The 21946-nt window shown below is 44.5% G+C and carries 20 protein-coding genes and 2 pseudogenes; 6 read left to right on the top strand and 16 right to left on the bottom strand.

What is annotated here, in order from left to right; all coding sequences use genetic code 11:
• Positions 1–25 precede the first annotated feature (25 nt).
• Genes RGU72_RS17140 through RGU72_RS17130 form a run of 3 tightly spaced genes read right to left on the bottom strand, consistent with a single transcriptional unit; the run spans position 26 to position 1718 of the window.
• Complete coding sequence (locus RGU72_RS17140) at positions 26–709, bottom strand: BON domain-containing protein (protein WP_322120890.1); 684 nt, start codon at positions 707–709, stop codon at positions 26–28.
• Positions 702–1298: a phosphoheptose isomerase gene (locus RGU72_RS17135; protein WP_322120889.1), complete on the bottom strand. Its 597-nt coding sequence runs from the start codon at positions 1296–1298 to the stop codon at positions 702–704. Before RGU72_RS17135 ends, RGU72_RS17140 begins: the two co-directional genes overlap by 8 nt.
• 33 nt (positions 1299–1331) lie before the next feature.
• Positions 1332–1718 carry a YraN family protein gene (locus RGU72_RS17130; protein WP_322120888.1) on the bottom strand — a complete coding sequence of 129 codons (387 nt, stop codon included), beginning with the start codon at positions 1716–1718 and terminating at the stop codon, positions 1332–1334.
• Positions 1719–1898: 180 nt separating this feature from the next.
• On the opposite strand from RGU72_RS17130, the gene rsmI reads away from it, so the two are divergent.
• A complete protein-coding gene (rsmI, locus tag RGU72_RS17125) occupies positions 1899–2777 on the top strand; it encodes a 16S rRNA (cytidine(1402)-2'-O)-methyltransferase (RefSeq protein ID WP_322121672.1) in 879 nt (292 codons plus the stop codon).
• Between the two features lie 33 nt (positions 2778–2810).
• Here rsmI and RGU72_RS17120 read toward each other — a convergent pair whose 3' ends face one another.
• The 6 genes and pseudogenes from RGU72_RS17120 to RGU72_RS17095 all read right to left on the bottom strand — a co-directional run bounded on the left by RGU72_RS17120 (position 2811) and on the right by RGU72_RS17095 (position 9787).
• Positions 2811–3884 (bottom strand): septal ring lytic transglycosylase RlpA family protein, encoded by a 1074-nt coding sequence (locus tag RGU72_RS17120; protein WP_322120887.1) that lies wholly within the window; start codon positions 3882–3884, stop codon positions 2811–2813.
• A gap of 92 nt (positions 3885–3976) precedes the next feature.
• On the bottom strand, positions 3977–5086 hold the full coding sequence (gene rodA, locus RGU72_RS17115) for a rod shape-determining protein RodA (protein WP_322120886.1): 1110 nt from the start codon (positions 5084–5086) through the stop codon (positions 3977–3979).
• A 2-nt stretch (positions 5087–5088) separates the two neighbouring features.
• Complete coding sequence (gene mrdA / locus RGU72_RS17110) at positions 5089–7071, bottom strand: penicillin-binding protein 2 (RefSeq protein WP_322120885.1); 1983 nt, start codon at positions 7069–7071, stop codon at positions 5089–5091.
• Between the two features lie 29 nt (positions 7072–7100).
• Positions 7101–7619 carry a rod shape-determining protein MreD gene (mreD, locus tag RGU72_RS17105; RefSeq protein WP_322120884.1) on the bottom strand — a complete coding sequence of 173 codons (519 nt, stop codon included), beginning with the start codon at positions 7617–7619 and terminating at the stop codon, positions 7101–7103.
• Positions 7616–8707, bottom strand: a complete 1092-nt coding sequence (gene mreC / locus RGU72_RS17100; RefSeq protein ID WP_322120883.1) for a rod shape-determining protein MreC — start codon at positions 8705–8707, stop codon at positions 7616–7618. Before mreC ends, mreD begins: the two co-directional genes overlap by 4 nt.
• A 37-nt stretch (positions 8708–8744) precedes the next feature.
• Positions 8745–9787 (bottom strand): annotated as a pseudogene (locus tag RGU72_RS17095) (rod shape-determining protein).
• Positions 9788–10275: 488 nt separating this feature from the next.
• On the opposite strand from RGU72_RS17095, the gene gatC reads away from it, so the two are divergent.
• The 4 genes from gatC to gatB all read left to right on the top strand — a co-directional run bounded on the left by gatC (position 10276) and on the right by gatB (position 14246).
• Complete coding sequence (gene gatC, locus RGU72_RS17090; RefSeq protein ID WP_322120882.1) at positions 10276–10578, top strand: Asp-tRNA(Asn)/Glu-tRNA(Gln) amidotransferase subunit GatC; 303 nt, start codon at positions 10276–10278, stop codon at positions 10576–10578.
• Between the two features lie 65 nt (positions 10579–10643).
• Positions 10644–12098 carry an Asp-tRNA(Asn)/Glu-tRNA(Gln) amidotransferase subunit GatA gene (gene gatA / locus RGU72_RS17085; protein ID WP_322120881.1) on the top strand — a complete coding sequence of 485 codons (1455 nt, stop codon included), beginning with the start codon at positions 10644–10646 and terminating at the stop codon, positions 12096–12098.
• Positions 12095–12664 (top strand): hypothetical protein, encoded by a 570-nt coding sequence (locus RGU72_RS17080; RefSeq protein ID WP_322120880.1) that lies wholly within the window; start codon positions 12095–12097, stop codon positions 12662–12664. Before gatA ends, RGU72_RS17080 begins: the two co-directional genes overlap by 4 nt.
• Before the next feature lie 97 nt (positions 12665–12761).
• Positions 12762–14246, top strand: a complete 1485-nt coding sequence (gatB, locus tag RGU72_RS17075) for an Asp-tRNA(Asn)/Glu-tRNA(Gln) amidotransferase subunit GatB (RefSeq protein ID WP_322120879.1) — start codon at positions 12762–12764, stop codon at positions 14244–14246.
• A 126-nt stretch (positions 14247–14372) separates the two neighbouring features.
• On the opposite strand, the gene RGU72_RS17070 is transcribed toward gatB, so the two are convergent.
• Entirely contained in the window at positions 14373–14594 is a 222-nt protein-coding gene (locus RGU72_RS17070; RefSeq protein WP_322120878.1) for a hypothetical protein, read from the bottom strand.
• Positions 14587–15498 carry an integrase domain-containing protein gene (locus tag RGU72_RS17065; protein WP_322120877.1) on the bottom strand — a complete coding sequence of 304 codons (912 nt, stop codon included), beginning with the start codon at positions 15496–15498 and terminating at the stop codon, positions 14587–14589. The genes RGU72_RS17070 and RGU72_RS17065 overlap by 8 nt, the downstream gene beginning before the upstream one ends.
• Before the next feature lie 699 nt (positions 15499–16197).
• On the opposite strand from RGU72_RS17065, the gene RGU72_RS17060 reads away from it, so the two are divergent.
• The gene (locus RGU72_RS17060; protein WP_322120876.1) at positions 16198–16764 is read left to right on the top strand and encodes an acyltransferase; all 567 of its coding nucleotides are present in this window, start codon (positions 16198–16200) and stop codon (positions 16762–16764) included.
• Between the two features lie 57 nt (positions 16765–16821).
• Here RGU72_RS17060 and RGU72_RS17055 read toward each other — a convergent pair whose 3' ends face one another.
• The 5 genes and pseudogenes from RGU72_RS17055 to RGU72_RS17035 all read right to left on the bottom strand — a co-directional run bounded on the left by RGU72_RS17055 (position 16822) and on the right by RGU72_RS17035 (position 21678).
• On the bottom strand, positions 16822–17907 hold the full coding sequence (locus tag RGU72_RS17055; RefSeq protein WP_322120875.1) for an acyltransferase: 1086 nt from the start codon (positions 17905–17907) through the stop codon (positions 16822–16824).
• Between the two features lie 22 nt (positions 17908–17929).
• On the bottom strand, positions 17930–19084 hold the full coding sequence (locus tag RGU72_RS17050; protein WP_322120874.1) for an SGNH/GDSL hydrolase family protein: 1155 nt from the start codon (positions 19082–19084) through the stop codon (positions 17930–17932).
• Between the two features lie 132 nt (positions 19085–19216).
• A pseudogene (locus tag RGU72_RS17045) lies at positions 19217–19918 on the bottom strand (IS5 family transposase).
• A gap of 439 nt (positions 19919–20357) precedes the next feature.
• Entirely contained in the window at positions 20358–20522 is a 165-nt protein-coding gene (locus RGU72_RS17040; protein WP_322120873.1) for a hypothetical protein, read from the bottom strand.
• Between the two features lie 64 nt (positions 20523–20586).
• A complete protein-coding gene (locus RGU72_RS17035) occupies positions 20587–21678 on the bottom strand; it encodes an acyltransferase (RefSeq protein WP_322120872.1) in 1092 nt (363 codons plus the stop codon).
• Positions 21679–21946 lie beyond the last annotated feature (268 nt).

The raw sequence follows: 21946 nt of genomic DNA, 5'->3' as shown, positions 1-21946 counted from the left end.
TCTTAGCTTAGTATTGACTAAGCGGCTATTTGGATTCAGTCGCACTCTCGGACTTCGCGTCTGGCTTCTTAGGTTCAGCGGACAGTTCTTTTAATTCACTCTCGCTGATGTAGTCAAATACTTTGATTACTTTGCGCACACCACTGACACCGCGTGCGACTTCTCCTGCCAGATTACCTTCGCGCTGTGTGACACGCCCCATCAAATAAACCGTACTGGCTTCAGTGACTACTTTAAAAGCACTGGCATATAAATCTTTGGTATCAACAAAAGAGGCTTTAACCTTAGTCGTGATCAGAGCGTCGTTGGAGCGCGAAGAATAGTTGGACAACCCGGCAACTTGCAACTCGTTTGCAACGGATTGCACGCCTTCTACCGCACGCATTTCTGTCTCTGCCTTGGTTTTAGTGGCTTCGTCAGGCACTTCACCGGTCAACAAAGCACGGCGATTAAAACTGTTAACGTTGACGTGGGACGAATCACCCAGCGCTCTGGATAAACGAATTTCACCCTTCAGGACAATCGACTTGTCTTCCGTCTGAGCACCAAATGTACGCCTGTCGGTCGCAGCAAAGGTGCCGACTACCGCACTGCCTACCATCATTTCTATACACCCCTGCAAACTCATCGCAGTAGCACAACATAAACTGATTACCAGTACCGGTCGAGCGGTCTTGGTCACTAAACTCTTAGTTAGGTTCTTAATCATCTGCATCACCTCCGAATAAAGCGGCATCGATGCCGTCACACAAACAATGTATGGTTAATAAATGGACTTCTTGTATTCTGGCTGTCCGGTCATGCGGTACACAAATATGGACATCGGCGTCGCTCAGGATTTTACCGATTTGTCCGCCGCCCTTACCTGTAAGCGCAATCACGCGCATATCACGGTCAATTGCAACGTTAATCGCATTAATCACGCTAGTTGAATTACCCGATGTGGATAAGGCAAGTAATACATCGCCTGCCTGGCCAAAAGCCTGTACCTGTTTAGAGAATACTTCCTGAAAGCTATAGTCATTGGCTACGGCGGTCAAAATAGAGGTGTCTGTTGTCAGTGCGAGTGCCGGCAACGGCAAACGTTCACGCTCAAAGCGACCTATTAACTCGGCTGCAAAATGCTGGCAATCCGCAGCAGAACCGCCGTTGCCGCAAGCCAGTATCTTGTTACCGTTAGACAGCGCCGCGAACATTAGTTCGGTTGCCTGTTCGATAGGACGTGCCAGAATACTGGCCGCTTGAATTTTGAGTTCAGCACTTTCGTGGAAGTGCGCAAGGATGCGTTGATTTGTCATGGTGGGGCGATTATAAAGCAGGTCAGTGGCAAACTACCCGATGATCACGTTTTTAAGCCAGTTAATCTCTTGATCATCAATAGCCAGCAGATCAAAACGGCATGCGGGTTCTGTATGTTGTGTCTGTAAATATACTTGTGCCGCATGTACCATGCGGCGTTGTTTTGCAGGTGTCACGCTGGCAATCGCACCACCAAACTGAGAGGAAGTGCGTTTTCGTACTTCAACAAAAACCAGGGTGGTTTGATCTTGCATGATTAAATCAATTTCACCACCTTTGCACAAAAAACTGCGATGCACTAATTTTAAACCTGCCTGTTGCAAATATAAAAGTGCCTGCTCTTCGGCGGCGTCACCAGTACGCTGCCGACTGGTTCTCACTGATGCAATCCGTTTTGCTAGCCAACTCTGCTCAGCCATTGTCGTACAATCCTGTTTTGATTTATGTAAGTCTGATTAAATCACAATGAATTCGAATGAATACCTATGAATATGTCAGAAGACACATCCGCAAAAGCATCTGCAAACGCGCCTGAGAATGCGCCTAAAAACCCGTCCGAAAACACGACTGGAGCTTATTCGCTTGCCAACGCGACGATCATGCAAGCATTAGCCAGCCAGAGTTATCCCGTTTCCACATTATATGTAGTTGCAACGCCCATAGGAAATGTTTGCGATATTTCATTGCGGGCTCTGCACTTGCTGGCAATAGCAGATGCGATAGCTTGCGAAGATACACGTAATACCGCACAACTACTCAATCGCTACGGCATTAATAAGCCCCTGATTTCGGCACATCAACACAATGAACGAGAAGTTGCTGAGAAAATCGTAACGCGCCTGCAAGCAGGTGAGCGCATAGCATTGGTGTCTGATGCCGGTACGCCAGGAGTCTCAGATCCTGGTGCAAAAATCGCAGACACAGTGCGGCAAGCTGGCCTGCGTGTAATGCCTTTGCCCGGTGCCTCGGCTGCAATTAGCGCATTGTCTGCCAGTGGCTTAATCAACGATCAGTTTTATTTTTTTGGATTCTTACCAGCAAAAGCTGGCCAGCGTGACACGGCTCTGCGCAGCGTGTTGACCATCAACGCGACACTGATTTTTTACGAAGCGCCACATAGAATCATCGATTCAATCACAGCACTACAAACGATTTTTCAAGGCGAACGCCAGATCGTATTTGCGCGTGAACTAACCAAATTATTTGAAGAAATTCATCGCTGTAATTTATCGGAGGCGATCAATTGGCTTAGCGCTGATCCGCACAGAGAAAAAGGCGAATACGTTATTTTGCTGGAAGGTGCGCCAAGTAATGTGGAGGATAGCCAGCATGAGGCACTTCACATTTTGAGTATTTTGCTCGAGGAGTGCTCAGTCAAACAGGCAGCATCGCTTGCTGCAAAAATCACAGGTCAAAAGAAAAATGGCTTATATAAGCTTGCGCTTGAAATGAAACAAGAAGCACCTGATAACAACTGAGTTGGGAGCTTAGAGTTAAGAGAGTGCGGCAGATTAACGCTGAACCACAATGGGTTTGGCGGCACCTAAATCGGCAGTTTGTACAATAGCGCTGGATGCATCTGCGCGACTGGCAAATGGCCCGCTCACAAGACGATATAAACTTCCTTGCTGGACGATATCGAAACCAGGTAAGCGGCTTTGCGCCTGATCTTTTAACCTGGACATCGTTGCTTCTGCATTGGCGCGTATAGCATATGCGCCAAATTGTATATAAAACCCTGCTACCGAATTAGTGGCTGTATTAGCAGCAATAGCAGTATCGCCAGCAACACTTTCTGCGCTAGCGGTATTGCCTACTCTCCCAATTTTTTCTACTGGCTTACTACTTTGTTCCGCCAATAATTCTTCCATCGATATCTGAGCTGCCTTCGGATCAGCTTGCGGAACGGCAGCAACACTAGAGGCTGTCGTAGCCGCTGAAGTTAAAGCCACCACTGAAGAAGCAATAACAGTATTAGAAATCACCGGACGTTGATTTTTACGATTCTCTGCCATACGTTCTATATCGTCAGGCAGCAAACGCTCAACCTCAAGCTGAGTGCTTCCTTTACCAAGATAATCTAGCTTTAGCGCAGCGGTATAAGATAAATCGATAATACGGCTGGAGTGGAAAGGGCCGCGATCGTTAATCCGTACAATTACCTGCTTGCCGTTAGAAAGATTCGTCACTCTGGCATAAGAAGGAATAGGCAAAGTAGGATGCGCCGCGGTGATTTTATACATATCGTATGGCTCACCGGATGAGGTTTTTTGATTATGAAATTTTTTACCGTACCAGCTACCAACGCCGCGCTGAACAAATGGCGTCGTGCTGTCAATTAATGGTGTATAGGTTTTACCAAATACGACATAAGGTCTATTGCCAGAGCGAGAATAAGCCTCCATGGTAGGAATCGGCTCTACCGTATTCTCTAACCCCTCAGGCGGATTATCGTCGGGACCATCATCCTTGTAATAGCCACCTTTGCCTGAGTTTGCTTTGGGTAAATATGGCGCAGTATTTGTTGCACTAGTTGCTGGCTTTCCAGCAGTTGCAGTCACTGGACGGGGCTGATCAGTCGACACGGCAGAATGCTTAGGGGCACTGCTACAAGCAGCCAGAAATAATGCGCTAGTAATTGCGAAGAATTGGAATTTTCGGCTAATTGATCGTTGTCTCAAGTTTGCACCAGCTTACGATTACGTTGCACGCTCATCAAAATACCTGCGCCCATACCCAGCATAACTAAAGCTGTACCGCCGTAACTCATAAAGGGTAAGGGCACGCCAACTACGGGCAAAATACCGCTCACCATTCCCATGTTTACAAACGCATAAGTAAAGAAAATCATTGTCACCGAACCTGCCATCAATCGGGCAAACAAGGTCGGCGCATTTGCAGCAATCATCAAACCACGAATAACCAACAAAAGATAAAGCAGCACCAGAATGCCGTTACCAATAAAACCAAATTCTTCTGAAAAGACTGCAAAAATAAAATCTGTGGTTCTCTCAGGAATAAACTCCAGATGTGCCTGTGTACCTTTAAGCCAACCTTTTCCAGATAAACCACCAGAACCCACTGCGATCGTAGATTGGAGAATATGAAAGCCCTTACCAAGCGGATCACGGTTAGGATCTAAAAATGTCAGAATACGATCACGCTGGAAATCGCGCATCAGCGGCCAGACTATTGTTGGAATCACGACCAGTGCTGCAACAGCCAAAGACAACAGCAGCTTCCATGACAACCCGGCAAGAAACACCACAGTAAATCCGGCGATAACAACCAACATTGCCGTACCCAAATCTGGCTGCCTGTAAATCAATCCAACTGGAATTATAAGAATTACGGCAGCGATCAAAAAGTCCTGCACTCTCAATGCGCCCTCGCGCTTTTGAAAATACCAGGCGAGCATCAATGGCGCAGCGATCTTCATCATTTCGGATGGTTGAACAGGGGTGCCGACATTAATCCACCGACGAGCACCTTTTTTTACCATACCGAATGTAGCAACGGCAATTAATAAAGCTACGCCAAATGCGTAAATCGGTATGGCAAAACGCATCAGCGTTTGTGGTGGAATATTAGCCATAATCCACATCACTACAAATGAGATGACGATATTGCGAAGCTGATCTTCAACACGTCCGGGAAAATCAATCCCGGCGGAATACAATGTAATGATGCCTATCGACATAATCAAAAAAATGATGATCGACAGAGCTGCGTCAAAAACCATGATATGGGACCGGATTGCTCTCCAGTTGAACGCTCTATTGTTCATGATCAATCCTTATTCCCTTCGGTTTCGCCGCCAGGCTTTGGCTCACCGCTCATTTCTGCAGCAGCTTTAATATCCTCATCGGTGCGATATAGAGCCGGATCTGGTTTAAGGGCAGGTGTTTTGTCTTTATCCTGCGGACGTTTACCAAGTAAATAATAATCAAACGCTTTTTTAACAATAGGGGCAGCTGCGTCAGAGCCAAAGCCGCCATTTTCTACGATGATTGCAATCGCAATTTTTGGATGATCAGCGGGTGCAAAAGCAATATACAAAGAGTGATCTTTATGTCGCTCGGCAACGCGTCTGGCATCATATTTTTCGCCCTTTTTTATGCCCACGACTTGTGCCGTTCCTGTCTTACCACCTGACGCATATTCAGCATTTAGGAACACTGAACGAGAGGTACCTTCACGCGTAACACCGACCATCGCCTGTTTTACAAAATCAATATTTTCCTGTTTTAAAGGAATCCGAAAACTTTCTTTGGGCACAGTTAAGGTACGAACACGAGTCTGTGCATCCTCAACGATTTTAACCAAATGCGGTTTCATCACCACACCATCATTCGCCAGCGTAGCAACCGCATGCGCCATCTGCAAAGGCGTAAAGGTATTTTGCCCCTGACCAATTCCGAGTGAGATAGTGTCACCTAATACCCAGCGTTGCTGCGCTGGTTTTTTAAAAGCGCTACGTTTCCATGCGGTAGAAGGTAACAAGCCTTTTCTTTCATGCTCTAGGTCAATCCCTGTAATTTGGCCGAAACCAAAAGGCATCATAAAATCATGCATCGTATCAACGCCCAGATCATTGGCAAGCATGTAGTAATAAGTGTCACAAGATTGCACGATAGAACGATACATGTCCACCATGCCATGCCCCCCCACTTTGTCATCATTGAAGCGGTGATTACCAAAAACAAAATAACCCTGATCAGCAATTGCCTGCGTAGTTGTACGCTTGCCTAACTCTAGCGCCGCCAGCGCCATAAAAGGCTTATAAGTTGAGCCAGGCGGATAAGCTCCTGTCAATGGACGATTAAGTAAAGGCTTATCCTCAGAGGTATTTAAATCATTCCAACTTTGCTGATCTATTCCCTCAACAAAAAGATTGGGATCATAAGTAGGCTTAGATACAAAAGCGAGAACATCACCTGTAGCTGGCTCGATAGCAACTAATGCACCGCGTCGATCACCAAAAGCATCTTCAATCACTTTTTGCAATTCGATATCAACCGATAAAATTAAATTTTTACCCGAAGTAGGTGCAGTACGGGATAAAGTCCTTACTGCCCGCCCCCCTGCAGAGACTTCCACTTCTTCAAAACCAGTTGTCCCATGCAGTAGTTTCTCGTAGCTCTTTTCTAAGCCCTCTTTGCCAATATAACTGGTGCCGTTGTAATTGGCAGAATCATCACTGTCATCGATGATTTCTGCATCTTTCTGACTAATACGTCCAATGTACCCAATCACATGCGACGCGACATCACTCAAAGGATATTGACGAAACAGCCGCGCTTGAATGTCTACACCTGGAAAACGAAAGCGCTGCGCAGTAAAACGAGCAACCTCTTCATCCGTCAATTTAGTTCTAATCGGAATACTCTCAAAACTTTTGGATTCCTCTATTAACTTACGAAATTGCTTGCGGTGCTTGGGCTGAATATCGATCAATAAGGACAACTCATCAATCACAACGTCAAGATCATTGGTAATTTTAGACGGGGTTATTTCTAAAGTATAAGCAGAGAAATTGCGTGCCAAAATTACGCCATTTCTGTCTAAAATTAGCCCACGATTCGGCACTACAGGAACGATAGAAATACGGTTTTCATCTGCTTGCAAAGCGTATTCGTTGTGCTTGACGATTTGCAACCAGACAAAACGTGACATCAACAAAATAAAACATACCAAAGCGAACGCGCCTATAAAAAACAGGCGCATTCTGAACAGATAAAGTTCGCGTTCGGTATTCTTGAGTTCGGTCATATCTGCTCTACCCGGCAAAACAAGCGGGATTAAATGGGACGGGTATCGTCTTTATCAACGGCACGTCGTTGCGGTGCCAGCAATAACCAAGTCACCAGCGGCCATAACAAGGTCGTGATTAAACTTTCGGAGAAATACAAAATTCCAGGAAATTGCCCATTCGGTGCCACTAGCAAGCGGATTGCAATTTGAATTGCCTGCACCAACAGAAATAATGGCAGTACATGTAAGGACTGTGTTACTGGGTTAAACCAAAGTACGCGTCTATGAATAGTGATCGCGAAATAAGATAACAAGGTGTATGCCAGTGCGTTCTCGCCAAGGTAAATCGAATCATGCACATCCATCAATAAACCCATCGCAAAAGCCACGCCAATACCGACTTTACGGGGTTGATGGATACTCCAAAATACTAATACCAAAGCCACGAAATCAGGAACACCGATCCAATTACCCCAAGGAAGAAAATTCAGAAAAAAAGCGCATAGCAAGCTAACAGCTATAAATGTTGAACTCACCGGTAGCAAAATGTAATGAGGGCTATTCATTTTGATTTCTCCTTACTGAGCTCTTTGTTCGCGGGTTTGGTAGCGTCTTTGTTTGAATTTGAATTCACATCTTTTATTACTGGAGCTACCTGAGTCGATTGCGTTGCTGACTCCGCTGGATTAGCATTATTTACCGACTTTTGCGGCAAAGTTGTTAATGACTCTGGAGGGCTTTCTCTTGCGGCATCTCTGGTCACTTTGCGGTTTAATTTTTCTTTTTTTACTCGAATATCTTCAGTGTCAGGACGAGGCAAATTATTTGTCGATACCAGCAAGATCAACAATTGCTTGTTTTTATCAATTCCTGCTGATGGAGTGCAAAGGATATTCTCAAACTGCGTAGTGGCTTTGTTTTCTACCTGAACTACCTTAGCAACCGCCAGCCCCGCCGGATAAACCCCATCAATACCAGATGTCACCAGCACATCCCCATTGTGAACATCGGCATTAGACGTCATGCGCATATCCAGATAGCCAGACTGGCCACGACCATACACAACGCTACGCAAGCCATTACGCGTGATTTGCACCGGAATTGCCTGGTTCTTATCTGTCAATAAAGTTACTTCGGATGTCAATAGGAACACTCGCGTCACCTGGCCGACAACACCCAAATCGTCAATAACAGGCTGACTTAATGCGACCCCGTGTTGACTACCGCGGTCCAAAATAATTTTACGGGTAGTGCTATCGCGGGCATCGTAGATAATTTCGCCCAAAATCGATTTAACAGTAAGTTTTTCACGAATATCCAGCATTTTTCGTAAATGTGCGTTCTCAGTCGATAGCAGACCATTTTGTTGCAATGCCTCAGCATTTAGCGTTTGTTGCAACTTGAGTTGAGCGTTTTCTTTTTCTAAAGCAATTGTAGAGGTGAAATAAGAAGAAATTCTTGATACGGCGTCGCGTGGCATAACAGCCACGACCTGGACGGGATATAGAAGTGTGCCTAATATTTGCCGGGCAAAAATTAAGGTATTTAGGCGAGAATCAACGACTAGCAAAAAAATCGCTAAAATTGAAAAGAACACCACTTTGGCGCGAGCAGAAGCGCCTTGCTTAAAAAGTGGTGGTGGACTGTATTGCATAAATTAGATAGAAGTTCGACGTCAAGCAAGGAGCAAATTACTCGTAAGAGAAAATAGATCCCAGCTTATCCATGCGCTCCAACGCCATTCCTGAGCCACGCACTACGCAAGTGAGTGGATCTTCGGCGACAATGACGGGCAAGCCCGTTTCTTCCATCAGCAAACGATCCAAGTCACGAAGCAATGCACCACCGCCTGTCAGCATCATGCCCTTTTCAGCAATATCAGCACCCAATTCTGGCGGAGTTTGTTCCAGCGCGTTTTTTACAGCGGAGACGATGTTGTTTAAAGGGTCAGTCAACGCTTCTAAGATTTCGTTACTGGAAATAGTAAATGACCGTGGAATACCCTCTGAAAGATTGCGTCCTTTCACTTCCATCTCTTTAACTTCAGAACCGGGGAACGCAGAACCAATTGCCTTCTTGATCGCCTCAGCAGTTTGTTCGCCGATCAACATACCGTAATTGCGACGGATGTAATTGACAATTGCCTCATCAAATTTATCACCGCCGACACGTACTGAACCTTTGTACACCATGCCACCTAGAGAAATAATCCCGACTTCAGTGGTACCACCACCGATGTCAACAACCATAGAGCCTGTTGCTTCAGATACAGGCAAACCAGCACCGATCGCCGCAGCCATAGGCTCTTCAATCAAATACACCTGAGAAGCACCTGCTCCTAAAGCTGATTCACGAATTGCGCGGCGCTCTACCTGAGTTGAGCCGCAAGGTACACAAATGATGATACGAGGAGAAGGCTTAAAAAATTTAGTGTCATGCACCATGCGGATAAATTGCTTGAGCATTTGCTCAGTCACCGTAAAATCAGCAATGACGCCGTCTTTCATCGGGCGAATAGCCTCGATATTGCCAGGTACTTTACCCAGCATTTGCTTGGCTTCCCGACCGACCGCCTGGATGGTTTTTTACCGTTAGGACCACCCTCCTGACGAATCGCAACAACGGATGGCTCATCCAATACGATACCTTGGTTACGCACATAAATCAGCGTGTTTGCGGTACCCAGATCAATTGCCAGGTCATTAGAAAAGTAACTACGAAAAAAACCAAACATGTAAGAATCCTGTATTTTGTGTTGTCGTCATGCGCAGCAGTTCTGCGCGAATTTGTCTAACCGCATCTTGCTTTAGGCTCAGCGTTATACTGATGCCGAATAATAATGATGAACATTGACGAATCACCATAAGCAAAGAAGCCCTCAAAACCCTCGCAAGCGTTTCAATGCAGGCCGAGAAACTCAGCTTTATCGTATTTCGAAGATAAAGCGGCTTCACAAACGCAATATTGTGCTGCGCAGCAGGTTTTCAGAGCTTTATGAGGTATTAACCCTATATTCTACCTTATAATCTTGCGAATATTAGGCTATCTACCGTATCTACTGAAAATGGATTTTTTACCGATGTTGGCAGCATTAACCGACATTTAGTCTGGTAAATTTTGCTTTTGTTTCCATTTGCTTCTATCAACAAGCCTCGTTATCACCATCTTTTATTACAATTCGATACTTTTATTTACCCATTACGCGCGCTACGCGATTTAGCCATGTCACTAGACCTATCCGATGTTAAGCGAATTGCTAACTTAGCAAAACTTGAACTATCCGAATCAGAAACCGTCAGCACGCTGGGGAAGCTGAATGGCATTTTTTCGCTGGTTGAGCAACTCAAAGCTGTTGACACCACCGGCATCACGCCACTCAGCCATCCAATCGCGGCGTTAATGCCAGAATTAGGATTGCGCCTGCGAGAAGATATCGTCAGCGAGCCCAATCGTCGCGATGACTACCAGGTAGTTGCGCCAGCAACACAAGACGGGTTGTATCTCGTGCCCAAGGTCTTAGAGTAGGCTAAGAACCGTCCTATAGATAACCATCACGACTTATTTCGAGAATCATCAGGATATTTCAGAACATGCATAAGCACTCTTTAAAACAATTGTCTGCCATGCTGCATAGCAAGCAGATTTCCGCGACCGAATTGGCGCAGCATTATTTGGGTAGAATTCAGGCTAGTGACCTGAACGCATTTTTGCATGTTGATCCAGAATTAACTTTGCAACAAGCCACAGCGGCTGACGCACGTTTAGCCAATGGTGATGCCACTGTCTTGACAGGCATTCCGATTGCGCACAAAGATATTTTTGTGACGCGCGGCTGGCGATCTACCGCAGGCTCTAACATGCTGGCAAACTACACTAGTCCGTTTGACGCAACAGTAGTAGAGCACTTTAATCAAGCTGGCATGGTCACACTAGGCAAACTTAATTGTGACGAGTTTGCGATGGGTTCCAGCAATCAAAATTCTGCTTTTGGCGCAGTTAAAAATCCCTGGGATTTACGTGCAGTACCTGGCGGCTCCTCGGGCGGATCAGCCGCTGCGATTGCGGCACGTTTAGCGCCAGCGGCAACAGCAACTGATACTGGCGGATCGATCCGCCAGCCGGCCTCATTTTGTGGTGTTACCGGGATTAAACCTACCTATAGCAGCGTCTCTCGTTACGGGATGATTGCGTTCGCCTCGTCACTGGACCAAGGAGGTCCCATTGCACAAAGTGCTGAAGATTGTGGACTACTACTCAATGTAATGACGAGTTTTGACCCAAAAGATTCAACCAGTTTAGAAAGACAAAAAGAAGACTTCAATCGGGATTTAAACAAAGACTTAAAAGGGTTGCGTATCGGTGTACCGCGTGAATTTTTTAGCGAAGGCTTAGCAAAAGATGTGGAACAAGCTGTCCGCGCTGCACTCGCCGAATATGAGAAATTAGGCGCCGTCTTAGTCGATATTTCTCTACCTAAAACTGAACTGTCTATCCCGGTATATTACGTCATCGCTCCGGCCGAGGCATCATCAAACTTAAGCCGTTTCGACGGCGTACGGTACGGTCATCGTGCAGCCAATTACAAAGATCTTAACGACATGTATAAGAAATCGCGTGCCGAAGGTTTTGGGGATGAAGTCAAACGTCGTATCCTGGTGGGTGCTTATGTTTTATCGCACGGATATTACGACGCCTATTATTTGCAGGCACAAAAAATCCGCCGCTTAATTGCGCAAGATTTCAAGGCTGCGTTTGAGCTATGTGACGTCATCATGGGGCCTGTAGCGCCCACTGTTGCATGGGATTTAGGCGATAAAACAGACGACCCTGTCGCCAATTATCTGGCAGATATTTTTACTTTATCTACCAGTTTGGCAGGCTTGCCTGGCATGTCAATTCCATGTGGTTTTGGACAAGGTGAAAAAAATAGCCTGCGCCCTGTCGGCCTGCAAATCATTGGGAATTATTTTAAAGAAGCCCAATTGCTGAATGTCGCACACCAGTTCCAATTAGCGACTGACTGGCATCAAAAAGCGCCTATATGAAATCAATCCGCTCACTTCTTGTTCCAACACTTTTACTCGCTTGCAGTGGCGCTTTCGCGCAGGCAGAAAAGCTCACAATATCGGCGGCGACACCAGCAGCAGTGACATCGGCGACTTCGGTAACAGCACAGCAATCGTCTAAGACCGATGTACTGGAAGCTAATTTCTCCTGCGCTTTGGTACAGCAAGAAACTAATGGTGGTGAACGTTTGGATTACGCTGATCAGGCGCATATCCGCATTGAGGGCGACGTGATCAAAACATTTCAGTGGGAATCCAGTTTGTTCAGAAGTAACCACGGCAATGAATGCAGCATCGATCTGGGTGATGACCCGCAGGCAGAAGTGACTGAGAAGGGCTGGCGAATCAGCTTAAAAGATGCGCGTGCAGCACGCACACGACGTGGATATGATTTTGATCGCGGCTTCAATTGCAGCATTCGGTTAGAACGTGTAGGTGATGATTTGCAAATCAAACCTACATGCCCCGCCTTATGCGGATCGAGGATGAACTTTACAGCACTTACAGTCAATCTTAAAAGCGGCCAATGTCGTAACGACGAATAAATAAGTAGCAATCAAAGTCGCTTACTAAAATCAAGCCGACTGGTAGTGCAAACGAAATTAATGCAATTCATGCAAATGAACGGAAAAAGGATTTAACATGCAATGGGAAGTCGTCATCGGTTTTGAGACTCACGCACAACTCAAAACCCAATCAAAAATTTTTAGCGGCTCTGCCATCCAATTTGGCGCTGAGCCAAATACGCAAGCGAGTCCCGTTGATCTGGCATTGCCTGGGGTACTCCCAGTAATGAACAAGACTGCGGTAGAAAAAGCAATACAGTTTGGCTTAGCCGTCGGTGCGGTCATTGCGCCAGAATCTATTTTTGCCCGCAAGAACTACTTCTACCCCGACCTGCCTAAAGGCTATCAGATCAGCCAATTTGAGATCCCGGTAGTACAAGGCGGCAGCGTCACTTGCGTAGTCGAAAAAGACGGCAAATCCGAAGTGAAAGTCATCGAACTCACCCGCGCCCACCTAGAAGAAGACGCCGGAAAATCGCTGCACGAAGACTACCAAGGCATGACAGGGATAGATCTGAACCGCGCTGGTACACCACTATTAGAAATCGTCACCGAACCCTGTATGCGCAGCGCGGCAGAAGCCGTCGCGTACGCCAAAGCCCTGCACTCACTAGTCATGTGGCTGGATATTTGCGATGGCAATATGCAAGAAGGTTCTTTCCGCTGCGATGCCAACGTGTCGGTACGTCCGGTGGGACAAAAAGAATTCGGCACGCGCGCAGAGATCAAAAATCTCAATTCATTCCGCTTTCTCGAAGAGGCCATCAACATTGAAGTACGCCGCCAGATTGAGTTGATCGAAGACGGTGGCAAGGTCGTACAAGAGACGCGTCTGTACGATCCAGATCGCAAAGAAACACGCTCCATGCGCAGCAAAGAAGATTCGCAAGATTACCGCTACTTCCCCGATCCCGATTTGCCACCGCTGAAGATCGATGCCGCCTGGATAGAGCGCGTAAGAGCAACGATGCCAGAACTCCCCGACGCCATGCGTGCACGTCTCATCCAGCAGTACAGCATCTCTGAGTACGACTCTATGATCGTCACTCAGTCAAAAGCCACCGCAAGCTACTTTGAGGCCGCAATTATGGCCGCTGGCAATATAGACGCCAACGGCAATCCAGCAGCGCAAGCCAAGCAAATCGCCAACTGGATGATGGGTGACGTATCATCCACCCTGCACCGAGAAAATATCGATATCGGCGCCATTCCCGTCGCGGCCAACCAATTAGCATTGCTGTTGCAACGGATTACCGATGGCACGATATCCAACAAAATCGCCAAAGAAGTTTTTGCAGCCATGTGGCAAGCAGCATCTTCTGACATCAATTTGGCAGATCAGATCATCGACAACAAAGGTCTTAAACAAATCTCCGATGTCGGCGCACTAGAAAAAATCATAGACGAAGTCATGGCGGCCAATCAACAATCCGTCGATGAATATCGCGCCGGCAAAGAAAAGGCCTTTAACTCATTGGTAGGCCAAGCGATGAAAGCTACTAATGGCAAAGGTAATCCAGGACAAGTAAATGAATTATTAAAAAATAAACTAGCCCAGTAATTTAATCAGCTTGCTTTAAGGGTCCGCAAGTTTAAACATTTGGGAATGTAGCTTTATTACTGAACTCAACCAGATAATTCCCTTTGAAAAACTGGTAATTGTCAGTTTTGAAGATAGTTGAACCAGTTAGGCGCTGCTACGGATAATTCTCTCTAAAGCTTCTCTTACAGTTTCGCCAATCTTTCTTTTTTGTCTCAATATCTCGAACACTTCTTTTGAAAACCTGACCTTTGCAAGATTTTCATCCGGTTTTTTCAATTCTTTTAAGCGCGTTCCTCCGACGGTTTTATTTGCTATCCAGCAACTTCCTGTCGGAAGTTCGTTACTTATATAAAAAGGTTCACCCATTTTGAGCCTCCAGTGTTGCTCTTATGTAATTATTGAAGACCCAGCGTCCTCGACTATTTCCATGGCCCAAATCGTTCGAAGTTCTTATCAATGCCATTTTTTTGTCATAACCGATTTGAAGATAATAATTATATTGATTAAACGCAAATAATCTACGAATTGAGTGGCTTGAATTTTCGTGCTTGATTTCTAATTTTGCCAAAGCAAGCGAGTGCCGCGTCAAAGCAGATTTCAAATTTTTACTCACAACGAGTCTTCCTTGTTTTTTTATAATTATTAGTGCCTCTTGGATAACTTGCTTTAACTCTTCTGTCCTATTTGGTTGGATGAATACGCTTCTCACTCTGCCACCCTTCGTACCATCGCGAACCGTAATTGATTGCTGGTCAAGTCCGAGAGAACGTTGCCAATCTTTTAACGAATCACCAGCACATACCGCCTCTTTGATTCGTAATCCAATTAATTGTTGCAATTTTATTAAAATAAGTGTATCCGGATTTGCGTTGTCAATTGCATTTTTTAAAATTATCTCTTCAATAATTTTTCCAACTCCAATGCGTGAACCGGCCGGTACTCCAATTTTTTTGTTATGACAAACAACGTCTGCAAAATCATCGCGATTCACCGCTCGCAATGCACGCCGAATTATGCTCATTTCGTTTTGAATTGTTCTATTTTGAACTCCTTCAGTAATTCTCCAATTGATGAACCCATGAATTTGATTTGGCGTAATGTTGATCGGTGAGACGAGGTTTCCCCAACGTGCTATCTTGGCCCATTTTTGAAGATTGCAACAAGTTGTCTGAATTTTTAGTTTGTAATTTGTTCCGCATCGACTTTCGGCATAAGCACACTTAGCAAATTTGACTTTTATTGCATCAGACGGTAAAAAAATTTCGGACATAGTAACTCCAAAAAAATGGTCCACCGAGGTTAAGAAAAACCGTTCGCGGCTCACGAACGGGTGCTGCTGAGTTGAGATAATAGCGGTCGCCGCCGAGCCGACGGGGGGATTTTGACCAAAACAAACTGCTGAGAATTATTGCGAGAGAAAGGAACTTATAGATACTTAGGCACTTCAAAAAAGCACAGTAAGTAATTGAGTTGTTAGAACATAGACCGCAAATTCAAAATATTTGAATTTGGGTGTAGTTGGTCACTTGGAGCGACAGCGGTCATGATCAGCACGAGACCGGGACTTTCCAAATGATTTTAAATTATGGCTTTTAGATTTAACAAGCACGAGTGCTTATATTTTCGCACAAAAAGTGCTAATATTTTGCTGCTCTAATTTCCTACCTGCAAATGAAATTAGATTATCAAAATGTTCAACGATGCAAGTTACCCTGCCAGACGATATTATGCTCCATTACGACTTTATTCTATCACTTTATAGCAACAAATCAAATTAATTCTAATAAATTTTATGTAGTGTTGCAGCGCCGCACTCTTCGACTTTTCTTGTTTATTTGGGTTCTTTACCAATTTATAAAGTAACAAAGTTTTGCTGGTTTGTTTTTTCAAGCTATGTCCGTTAGTGAAAAAGAAGACCCAGAATTTCCCTCAATACAACTAAAAGCAACTATTTTCTAGGTAACCTTTTATGTCTTTAGTACTTGGCCTTCCACCCTCTGTTGACCAATTCCCCGGCATCGATGTTCTAAAACCCGGCTGCAAAATCGCCCCTGACGTGACCTTATACCGGCATGGTGCCCGCGAAGGTGACATCATCACTTTAGGTGACTCAGTCAGCTTGTTTGACCGAGTGCGACTCGTCGTCGGCGATGTCTCTATCAATCTTAACGCATCAATACACATCGGCGACCGCAGCATCGTCAATGTAGGCTCTTACTTGTCTGGTGAAGGCGGCTTAACGATCGGTGACGAGGTCTTGATCGGCCCCCATGTACGCATCTTCAGCGCAGGTCATGCTGTACATGGCGGAGAGCCATCTATTTATCGCAATGAATTAACTTATAACCAAGTAAAAATAGAAGACGGTGCCTGGGTAGGCGGCGGTTCCACCGTCTTACCAGGTGTGACGATAGGACGCGGCGCGGTAGTCGGCGCTGCCAGCGTTGTCACTCAAGATGTGCCTGCCTTTGCCATTGTCGCTGGTAACCCTGCAAGATTTTTACATTATCGGGATGGGCATAATGACGGTTTGTAGTTTTGCAAAACCAGTCAAACTGATGTAGGTCGGTGCGATAGCGAGGTGTAATCTTAACTACTTAGACCGAAGTACAGGGCGCTCTAAAATGAAATAAGAGATGCTGGCGAGCATCACCGTCACTGGACCACACACTAGCGCCAAAGACAAATCGCTTAAATGGAGGATTTGCTCGCCCATCAGCAGAATGGGGTAATGCCAAAGGTAGATGCCATAACAAATCGTACCAAGATACACGATCACTCGGCTCTGGAAGACAAATTTCAGACCCAGTTGCAGCGGATTTTGGAGCAAGCCGATAATCAGCGCCAATGATATAAATTCATAGCATGGTTGTTGCCAGATATACCATTGCCTATGACGGAAATCGACTGTCAGCATGCCAATTAATAAAGTAATGATTAACAGCCAGACCAACCAAGGCCTTGAGAATAAGCGATTCCATCGCTGCATCCACGCAGCGTCATAATTGATCGCTAACAAAGCACCTAATGCCAGGCTATCCAGACGCATATCTGTGCCGTTGTACAGGCGTGGAACAGAGAAGCCCTTCACCGCCATAGCAGAGCGCCAAGCTACACAAAAAATGACTATCCCCACTAAGCACCAGCTTAGTTTTTTACCATACCAAGACGAACGTAAACTAAGTGCCAGCAAAACTGGCCACACCATATAATATTGCTCTTCGATTGATAGCGACCAGGTATGTCCAAGATAGTAGTCACTAGGTATTTCCAGCGCCCGCAGCCAGTTCATAAAATAAAACAAGGCACCGACTACATGCAGCATTTGCTTAAAACCGCGCCCAAAATAAAAATAAGTTACTAGCGTAGTCAACAGTACCACTGCCAACAAGGCGGGGAATAAGCGTTTAGCACGGCGTATATAAAATTTCTTAAAATTAATGCGCCCGGTAACACTCCAATCTTTCAGTAATAGCTTAGTAATGAGAAAACTGCTCATCAAAAAGAAGGTGTCCATGAATATGATAGGACCCGGAAACACGTCGTAATTAACATGCGCCAAGAAGACGAAAAAAGCCATAATCCCACGCAAACCATCAAACGCTGTCCATCGGTTGGCAGCCAATTTTAGGGGCGCATTAACCGAGGTAATTGCCTGATTTTGCGTAGTTACTGTCATAGCTGAACTTGAAATCATCTTGTTATTTTGTTGGACGAATTCCACTCGCCAGGTTGCCTAAGTTAGCCGGAGGAGAGACATTATTTTTCAGAGACAAAGCATGTTCAGCAATCTGGTCTGCAATGGCCTGATAACCGATGTCATTTGGATGATAAACATCATCGCCAGCCAGAAGACGCTTAATATTTTTTTGCGCAAGCGCATCTGCCGTATTGTTATGCACTCCCAAGCCGTTCAGTATATTGCCAGCAACATCTAAAAAATAGACATTTGGCTTATTTTTATCTGCAACACCAGCGAGACGCTGATTATACAAATGTAAGTCACAGACAGTATTGGGGTAAAGCGCCTTAGACTTGATCGCATTTGTACAAGCAACCTCATCTTTGATCACTTTAAAAGGATGTCCCTGACCATCAGGCAACCCGGCAACCATCGACCCGTTTGAGAATGAGGTGACGAGCAAAGTCTCTTTAATTAAGGTTTGCCCATTGCTATTTTTTGCCGCTTTTATTTTATCGATCAAGACTTGGAGATTGTTGGCATAAGCCGTCGGGGCTATCCCTCGTTGGACGATGCTGTCATTGATGCCTGCCATGATCACAATCAAGTCAATTTTTTGTACTGATTGTTTTGACAACCATGTAATAGACGCATCAAACCGGGCAGTCAAATCATTACTTGTATTGCCACCGACACCATCTCTAACAATTAGGTTTCTATTTACGCCCGGCTTTAAAGTGACTTGCCTCGCTTGATAAGCACGGCACACAGTAGCGTCCACCGCTTGTCCGGCAAAGGTATCTTTATCCCAACGCATATCACCTGTTGATGTTTTTTGCCTCTTATTGGTAACTAAGGCAAAGGCGATATCTGCCGGAAATGTTTTAGCGCCCGAGGCATCTGATGTGCCACAGCCGGCAGTATTGCTGTCACCAAAAAAGACAATAGTAACTGGCGAGCCAGCTGCCAGCCTTGCCTTAATGATGGGGGTAATGGGGATAATTGCTGCGGAAGGATTTATTGCAGTATTTACTATGACTGTCTGGGTCGAGCTCAGCGCGGGATTAATACTCAGCGAAAATACACCGACAGATAAGAATAAGCAACTTAGATTAAAAGTAGAGATACTTAGCATCATCAATAGTAGGGTGGGGTCATTCGGGCTTGTACACATCGTTACATAACGCCACTCCATCTGAGAGGATGGCCAAAGATATCTTAAAACATGTCTTAAAAAAAGATTCGTCTCATTTTTTGTTCAAGCAAACTGGGTTGATTAGTTAATAGCTTTAGGGGATGTTAACATTTAAGTCAGCCAGATGATAGCGAACTCGAGGTTGATAAACGAGAGGAAATTTCTATCCAGTTTTTCATATCTTGTTGCAATCCGTCTGAAGTGAATGATTCTGCTAAAAAACGTTCAACAAGATTTCTCTCTATGTACAAATGTTTGTCGTATTGACGTTGTTCGATGCGATTGCTTTTCGATGGTATCACTGCTTGCATCTGATGGTCTTGAATATAGGACAAAATCTCATTTGAGTCATAACCTTTATCTGCCAATACGGCTTTGGCATCGAAGCCCTTAATCAGGGCAATGCGTTGCGTGCTGTCATGTACTTCCCCGCCAGTCAGTATCCATCGTACCTGATTACACAAGGCGTCAACAGCGACATGAATTTTGCAGGTTAAACCACCTCTTGATCGGACAATGGCTTGCGCACCGCCTTTTTTGGGTGCCTGCGGCGTGCTGATGAACTCGCACTGCTGTACTGTCAATCATCAATGCCTCCATGTCCAAGTCGCCGCTGATCGCATTGACCAATTTTTCCCAAACGCCCGCTTCGCCCCAACTCTTAAAACGCGTATAGGTGGTATGCCAATTCCCCAATTCAACCGTTAAATCACGCCAAGGCGAACCAGTTCGAACTATCCACAGTACCGCTTCCAAATATAGTCGATTATTTAGGCCTGTACGCCCTCTATCTCCGTCTTTTCCTTGTAGCAAAGCAGCCTACTTCATCCAATGATCGTCTCTCAAAATCTTTATCATCATGCTCATTCAAGGTATCCTATTTTTCAAATACCGAATGTAAACACATTTCCTTAAATGTTAGTAGGCCCTAGTACCGCCACTTATACAATTTGCATCAATAATGTTAGCAAGACCGCTTATATCAATCACGACAGATAACTAATATTCAATTAGACCTTACGCAGATTGTCCCAGCGAGGTACAGAAACGATGACAGTTTTAGGAAGACTACTCGCAGCAACGCAGCTAGAGCGGCTTTTTGTATGTTCTCTTACTAACAGGGAGCTTATTTCCGGTACTGAAAAGCAATACCGGAAATAAGATAACGTGAAAATAGGGTAGTAACCTCAAAGAATTAGCACTGCGCCGACATTAGTGGTTTTTTTAAAACCAATATCAAAAACCTAGATATTTATATTACTGCATAGTCAACGATCAGGCCTGCTTTTATGTAAAAATTGCCTTGGTCAAGGAGTTCATCGGGTTTGATGTATTCGGCAGCCAAAGCTGAGAACCACTTAATATCAAACTTTTTGCAAACCGTTTCATTTTTATCTTCGTTTTTTATTATTTGCATATATATATATGTAATTTGGCTTTTGCTTCAAAATCAGTAGCTTGCGCAAGCAAACTAACCTGATTTAAATACCAACTGAGCCTGCTTGAGGCTGTAACGAATGCATATTTTCAACCGCATGGTCATTACTATCGGCGCGTTTCTTACCGCGATATAATCTTACTCTGAGTTTCTCTATGGGTCTTTCAACAACTAATAAGACGATTAATGAGATTGTTATCGTCGCTATAAAATATGAAAACGTGTTTAATTCTAAAACTCCAATGGCACGAACCATTGCCCCAACTGGGATCTGAAGTATGTAAATTGGAAAAGCCAAATCACCTAAGAATTTGTCTATTTTGCTTTTTTTTGACAAGTCAAATAGCAGTCTTGAAAAGATAGCTAACGTTATGAAACCAACAAAAATAACTGGACTCACCCATAACGATATGAACGCTACACCAGCAAGCGAGAAGTAATAACCCCAATTTTTTGGGCGGCTGATTGGATAGAGACGATTCAACCAATAACCTAAAATACCTAACCCAAAATACGCCATGGCGTTTGGGAAATAAATATCCGTGCGGTATTTATCTGGTAAGGTTGTATTGATATGTTTAATATAAAAACAATACGCTAAACCAATTGTAATAAAAATTAGTGACTTTTTAAAACTTCTGACGACAAATGGGGCTATTAAATAAAATAGCAATTCTAAAGAAAGAGACCAAGCAGAAGTATTTAGAATAAACTTCGCTCCGTTTTGATTTGGATCGATACCATACTCCGAAAAAACTACATGTCCATCGACCCCGCTAATGTGAGTAAGGATATCAAGGCCAAACATGGTAAAGTTAGAAAACAGAGCAAGAGCTTCCATGGGCAGTGGTAAATCCATCATGAGAAGAATTGATCGCCTTAACGATCCCCAAGGCATTAATATCAATAGAGAAATAAAATAGGTTGGCCATATCCGGAAAAAACGGCCTAGGTAAAACTGATAATTTGTATCAGGTGTTAGGTAGCGTTCGCTTAATCCAAGCGTCATATAAAAGCCAGAAATAATAAAAAAACAGTTAACTGCTACCTCAGCAGGAAATAAATGCATGCCTTCAAAATTTCCAATGTGTGAAAACAGCACGCTAAGAGCAAGGATAAGTTTTATGGTCCCCATATTTTTCCGAAAATTTTTTGTTTAAATTAATTTTTAAGTAATTAATTAACTTTTTTACTCAAAAGTAGTCTGACAAGACATAACAACGAAGGCAGTTGTGTAGTCGGACTAAGACCTACAACACAACTAATACGGTTTTGCATAAGCCGTATTTATTAAATCCACCATTAGTCAATCAACTTGGCACTTAAAATAAGCGGTCTCACTGTGTGATCAAAATCGCGGCAAACTTTGCTACAAGTTGAAGATATACTATTGAGTTGAATCA

This window comes from Undibacterium sp. 5I1, from assembly GCF_034314085.1.
Taxonomy (GTDB): Bacteria; Pseudomonadota; Gammaproteobacteria; order Burkholderiales; family Burkholderiaceae_D; genus Undibacterium.
The sequence above is the reverse complement of the archived record's forward strand: the minus strand, read 5'-3'. Positions and strand labels throughout refer to the sequence as shown.

Excerpts from the sequence above, each read along its gene's own strand:
- RGU72_RS17140 (WP_322120890.1), bottom strand. The coding sequence starts at position 709 with ATGATTAAGAACCTAACTAAGAGTTTAGTGACCAAGACCGCTCGACCG.
- RGU72_RS17135 (WP_322120889.1), bottom strand. The coding sequence starts at position 1,298 with ATGACAAATCAACGCATCCTTGCGCACTTCCACGAAAGTGCTGAACTC.
- RGU72_RS17130 (WP_322120888.1), bottom strand. The coding sequence starts at position 1,718 with ATGGCTGAGCAGAGTTGGCTAGCAAAACGGATTGCATCAGTGAGAACC.
- rsmI (WP_322121672.1), top strand. The coding sequence starts at position 1,899 with ATGCAAGCATTAGCCAGCCAGAGTTATCCCGTTTCCACATTATATGTA.
- rodA (WP_322120886.1), bottom strand. The coding sequence starts at position 5,086 with ATGAACAATAGAGCGTTCAACTGGAGAGCAATCCGGTCCCATATCATG.
- mrdA (WP_322120885.1), bottom strand. The coding sequence starts at position 7,071 with ATGACCGAACTCAAGAATACCGAACGCGAACTTTATCTGTTCAGAATG.
- mreD (WP_322120884.1), bottom strand. The coding sequence starts at position 7,619 with ATGAATAGCCCTCATTACATTTTGCTACCGGTGAGTTCAACATTTATA.
- mreC (WP_322120883.1), bottom strand. The coding sequence starts at position 8,707 with ATGCAATACAGTCCACCACCACTTTTTAAGCAAGGCGCTTCTGCTCGC.
- gatC (WP_322120882.1), top strand. The coding sequence starts at position 10,276 with ATGTCACTAGACCTATCCGATGTTAAGCGAATTGCTAACTTAGCAAAA.
- gatA (WP_322120881.1), top strand. The coding sequence starts at position 10,644 with ATGCATAAGCACTCTTTAAAACAATTGTCTGCCATGCTGCATAGCAAG.
- RGU72_RS17080 (WP_322120880.1), top strand. The coding sequence starts at position 12,095 with ATGAAATCAATCCGCTCACTTCTTGTTCCAACACTTTTACTCGCTTGC.
- gatB (WP_322120879.1), top strand. The coding sequence starts at position 12,762 with ATGCAATGGGAAGTCGTCATCGGTTTTGAGACTCACGCACAACTCAAA.
- RGU72_RS17070 (WP_322120878.1), bottom strand. The coding sequence starts at position 14,594 with ATGGGTGAACCTTTTTATATAAGTAACGAACTTCCGACAGGAAGTTGC.
- RGU72_RS17065 (WP_322120877.1), bottom strand. The coding sequence starts at position 15,498 with ATGTCCGAAATTTTTTTACCGTCTGATGCAATAAAAGTCAAATTTGCT.
- RGU72_RS17060 (WP_322120876.1), top strand. The coding sequence starts at position 16,198 with ATGTCTTTAGTACTTGGCCTTCCACCCTCTGTTGACCAATTCCCCGGC.
- RGU72_RS17055 (WP_322120875.1), bottom strand. The coding sequence starts at position 17,907 with ATGACAGTAACTACGCAAAATCAGGCAATTACCTCGGTTAATGCGCCC.
- RGU72_RS17050 (WP_322120874.1), bottom strand. The coding sequence starts at position 19,084 with ATGTGTACAAGCCCGAATGACCCCACCCTACTATTGATGATGCTAAGT.
- RGU72_RS17040 (WP_322120873.1), bottom strand. The coding sequence starts at position 20,522 with ATGCAAATAATAAAAAACGAAGATAAAAATGAAACGGTTTGCAAAAAG.
- RGU72_RS17035 (WP_322120872.1), bottom strand. The coding sequence starts at position 21,678 with ATGGGGACCATAAAACTTATCCTTGCTCTTAGCGTGCTGTTTTCACAC.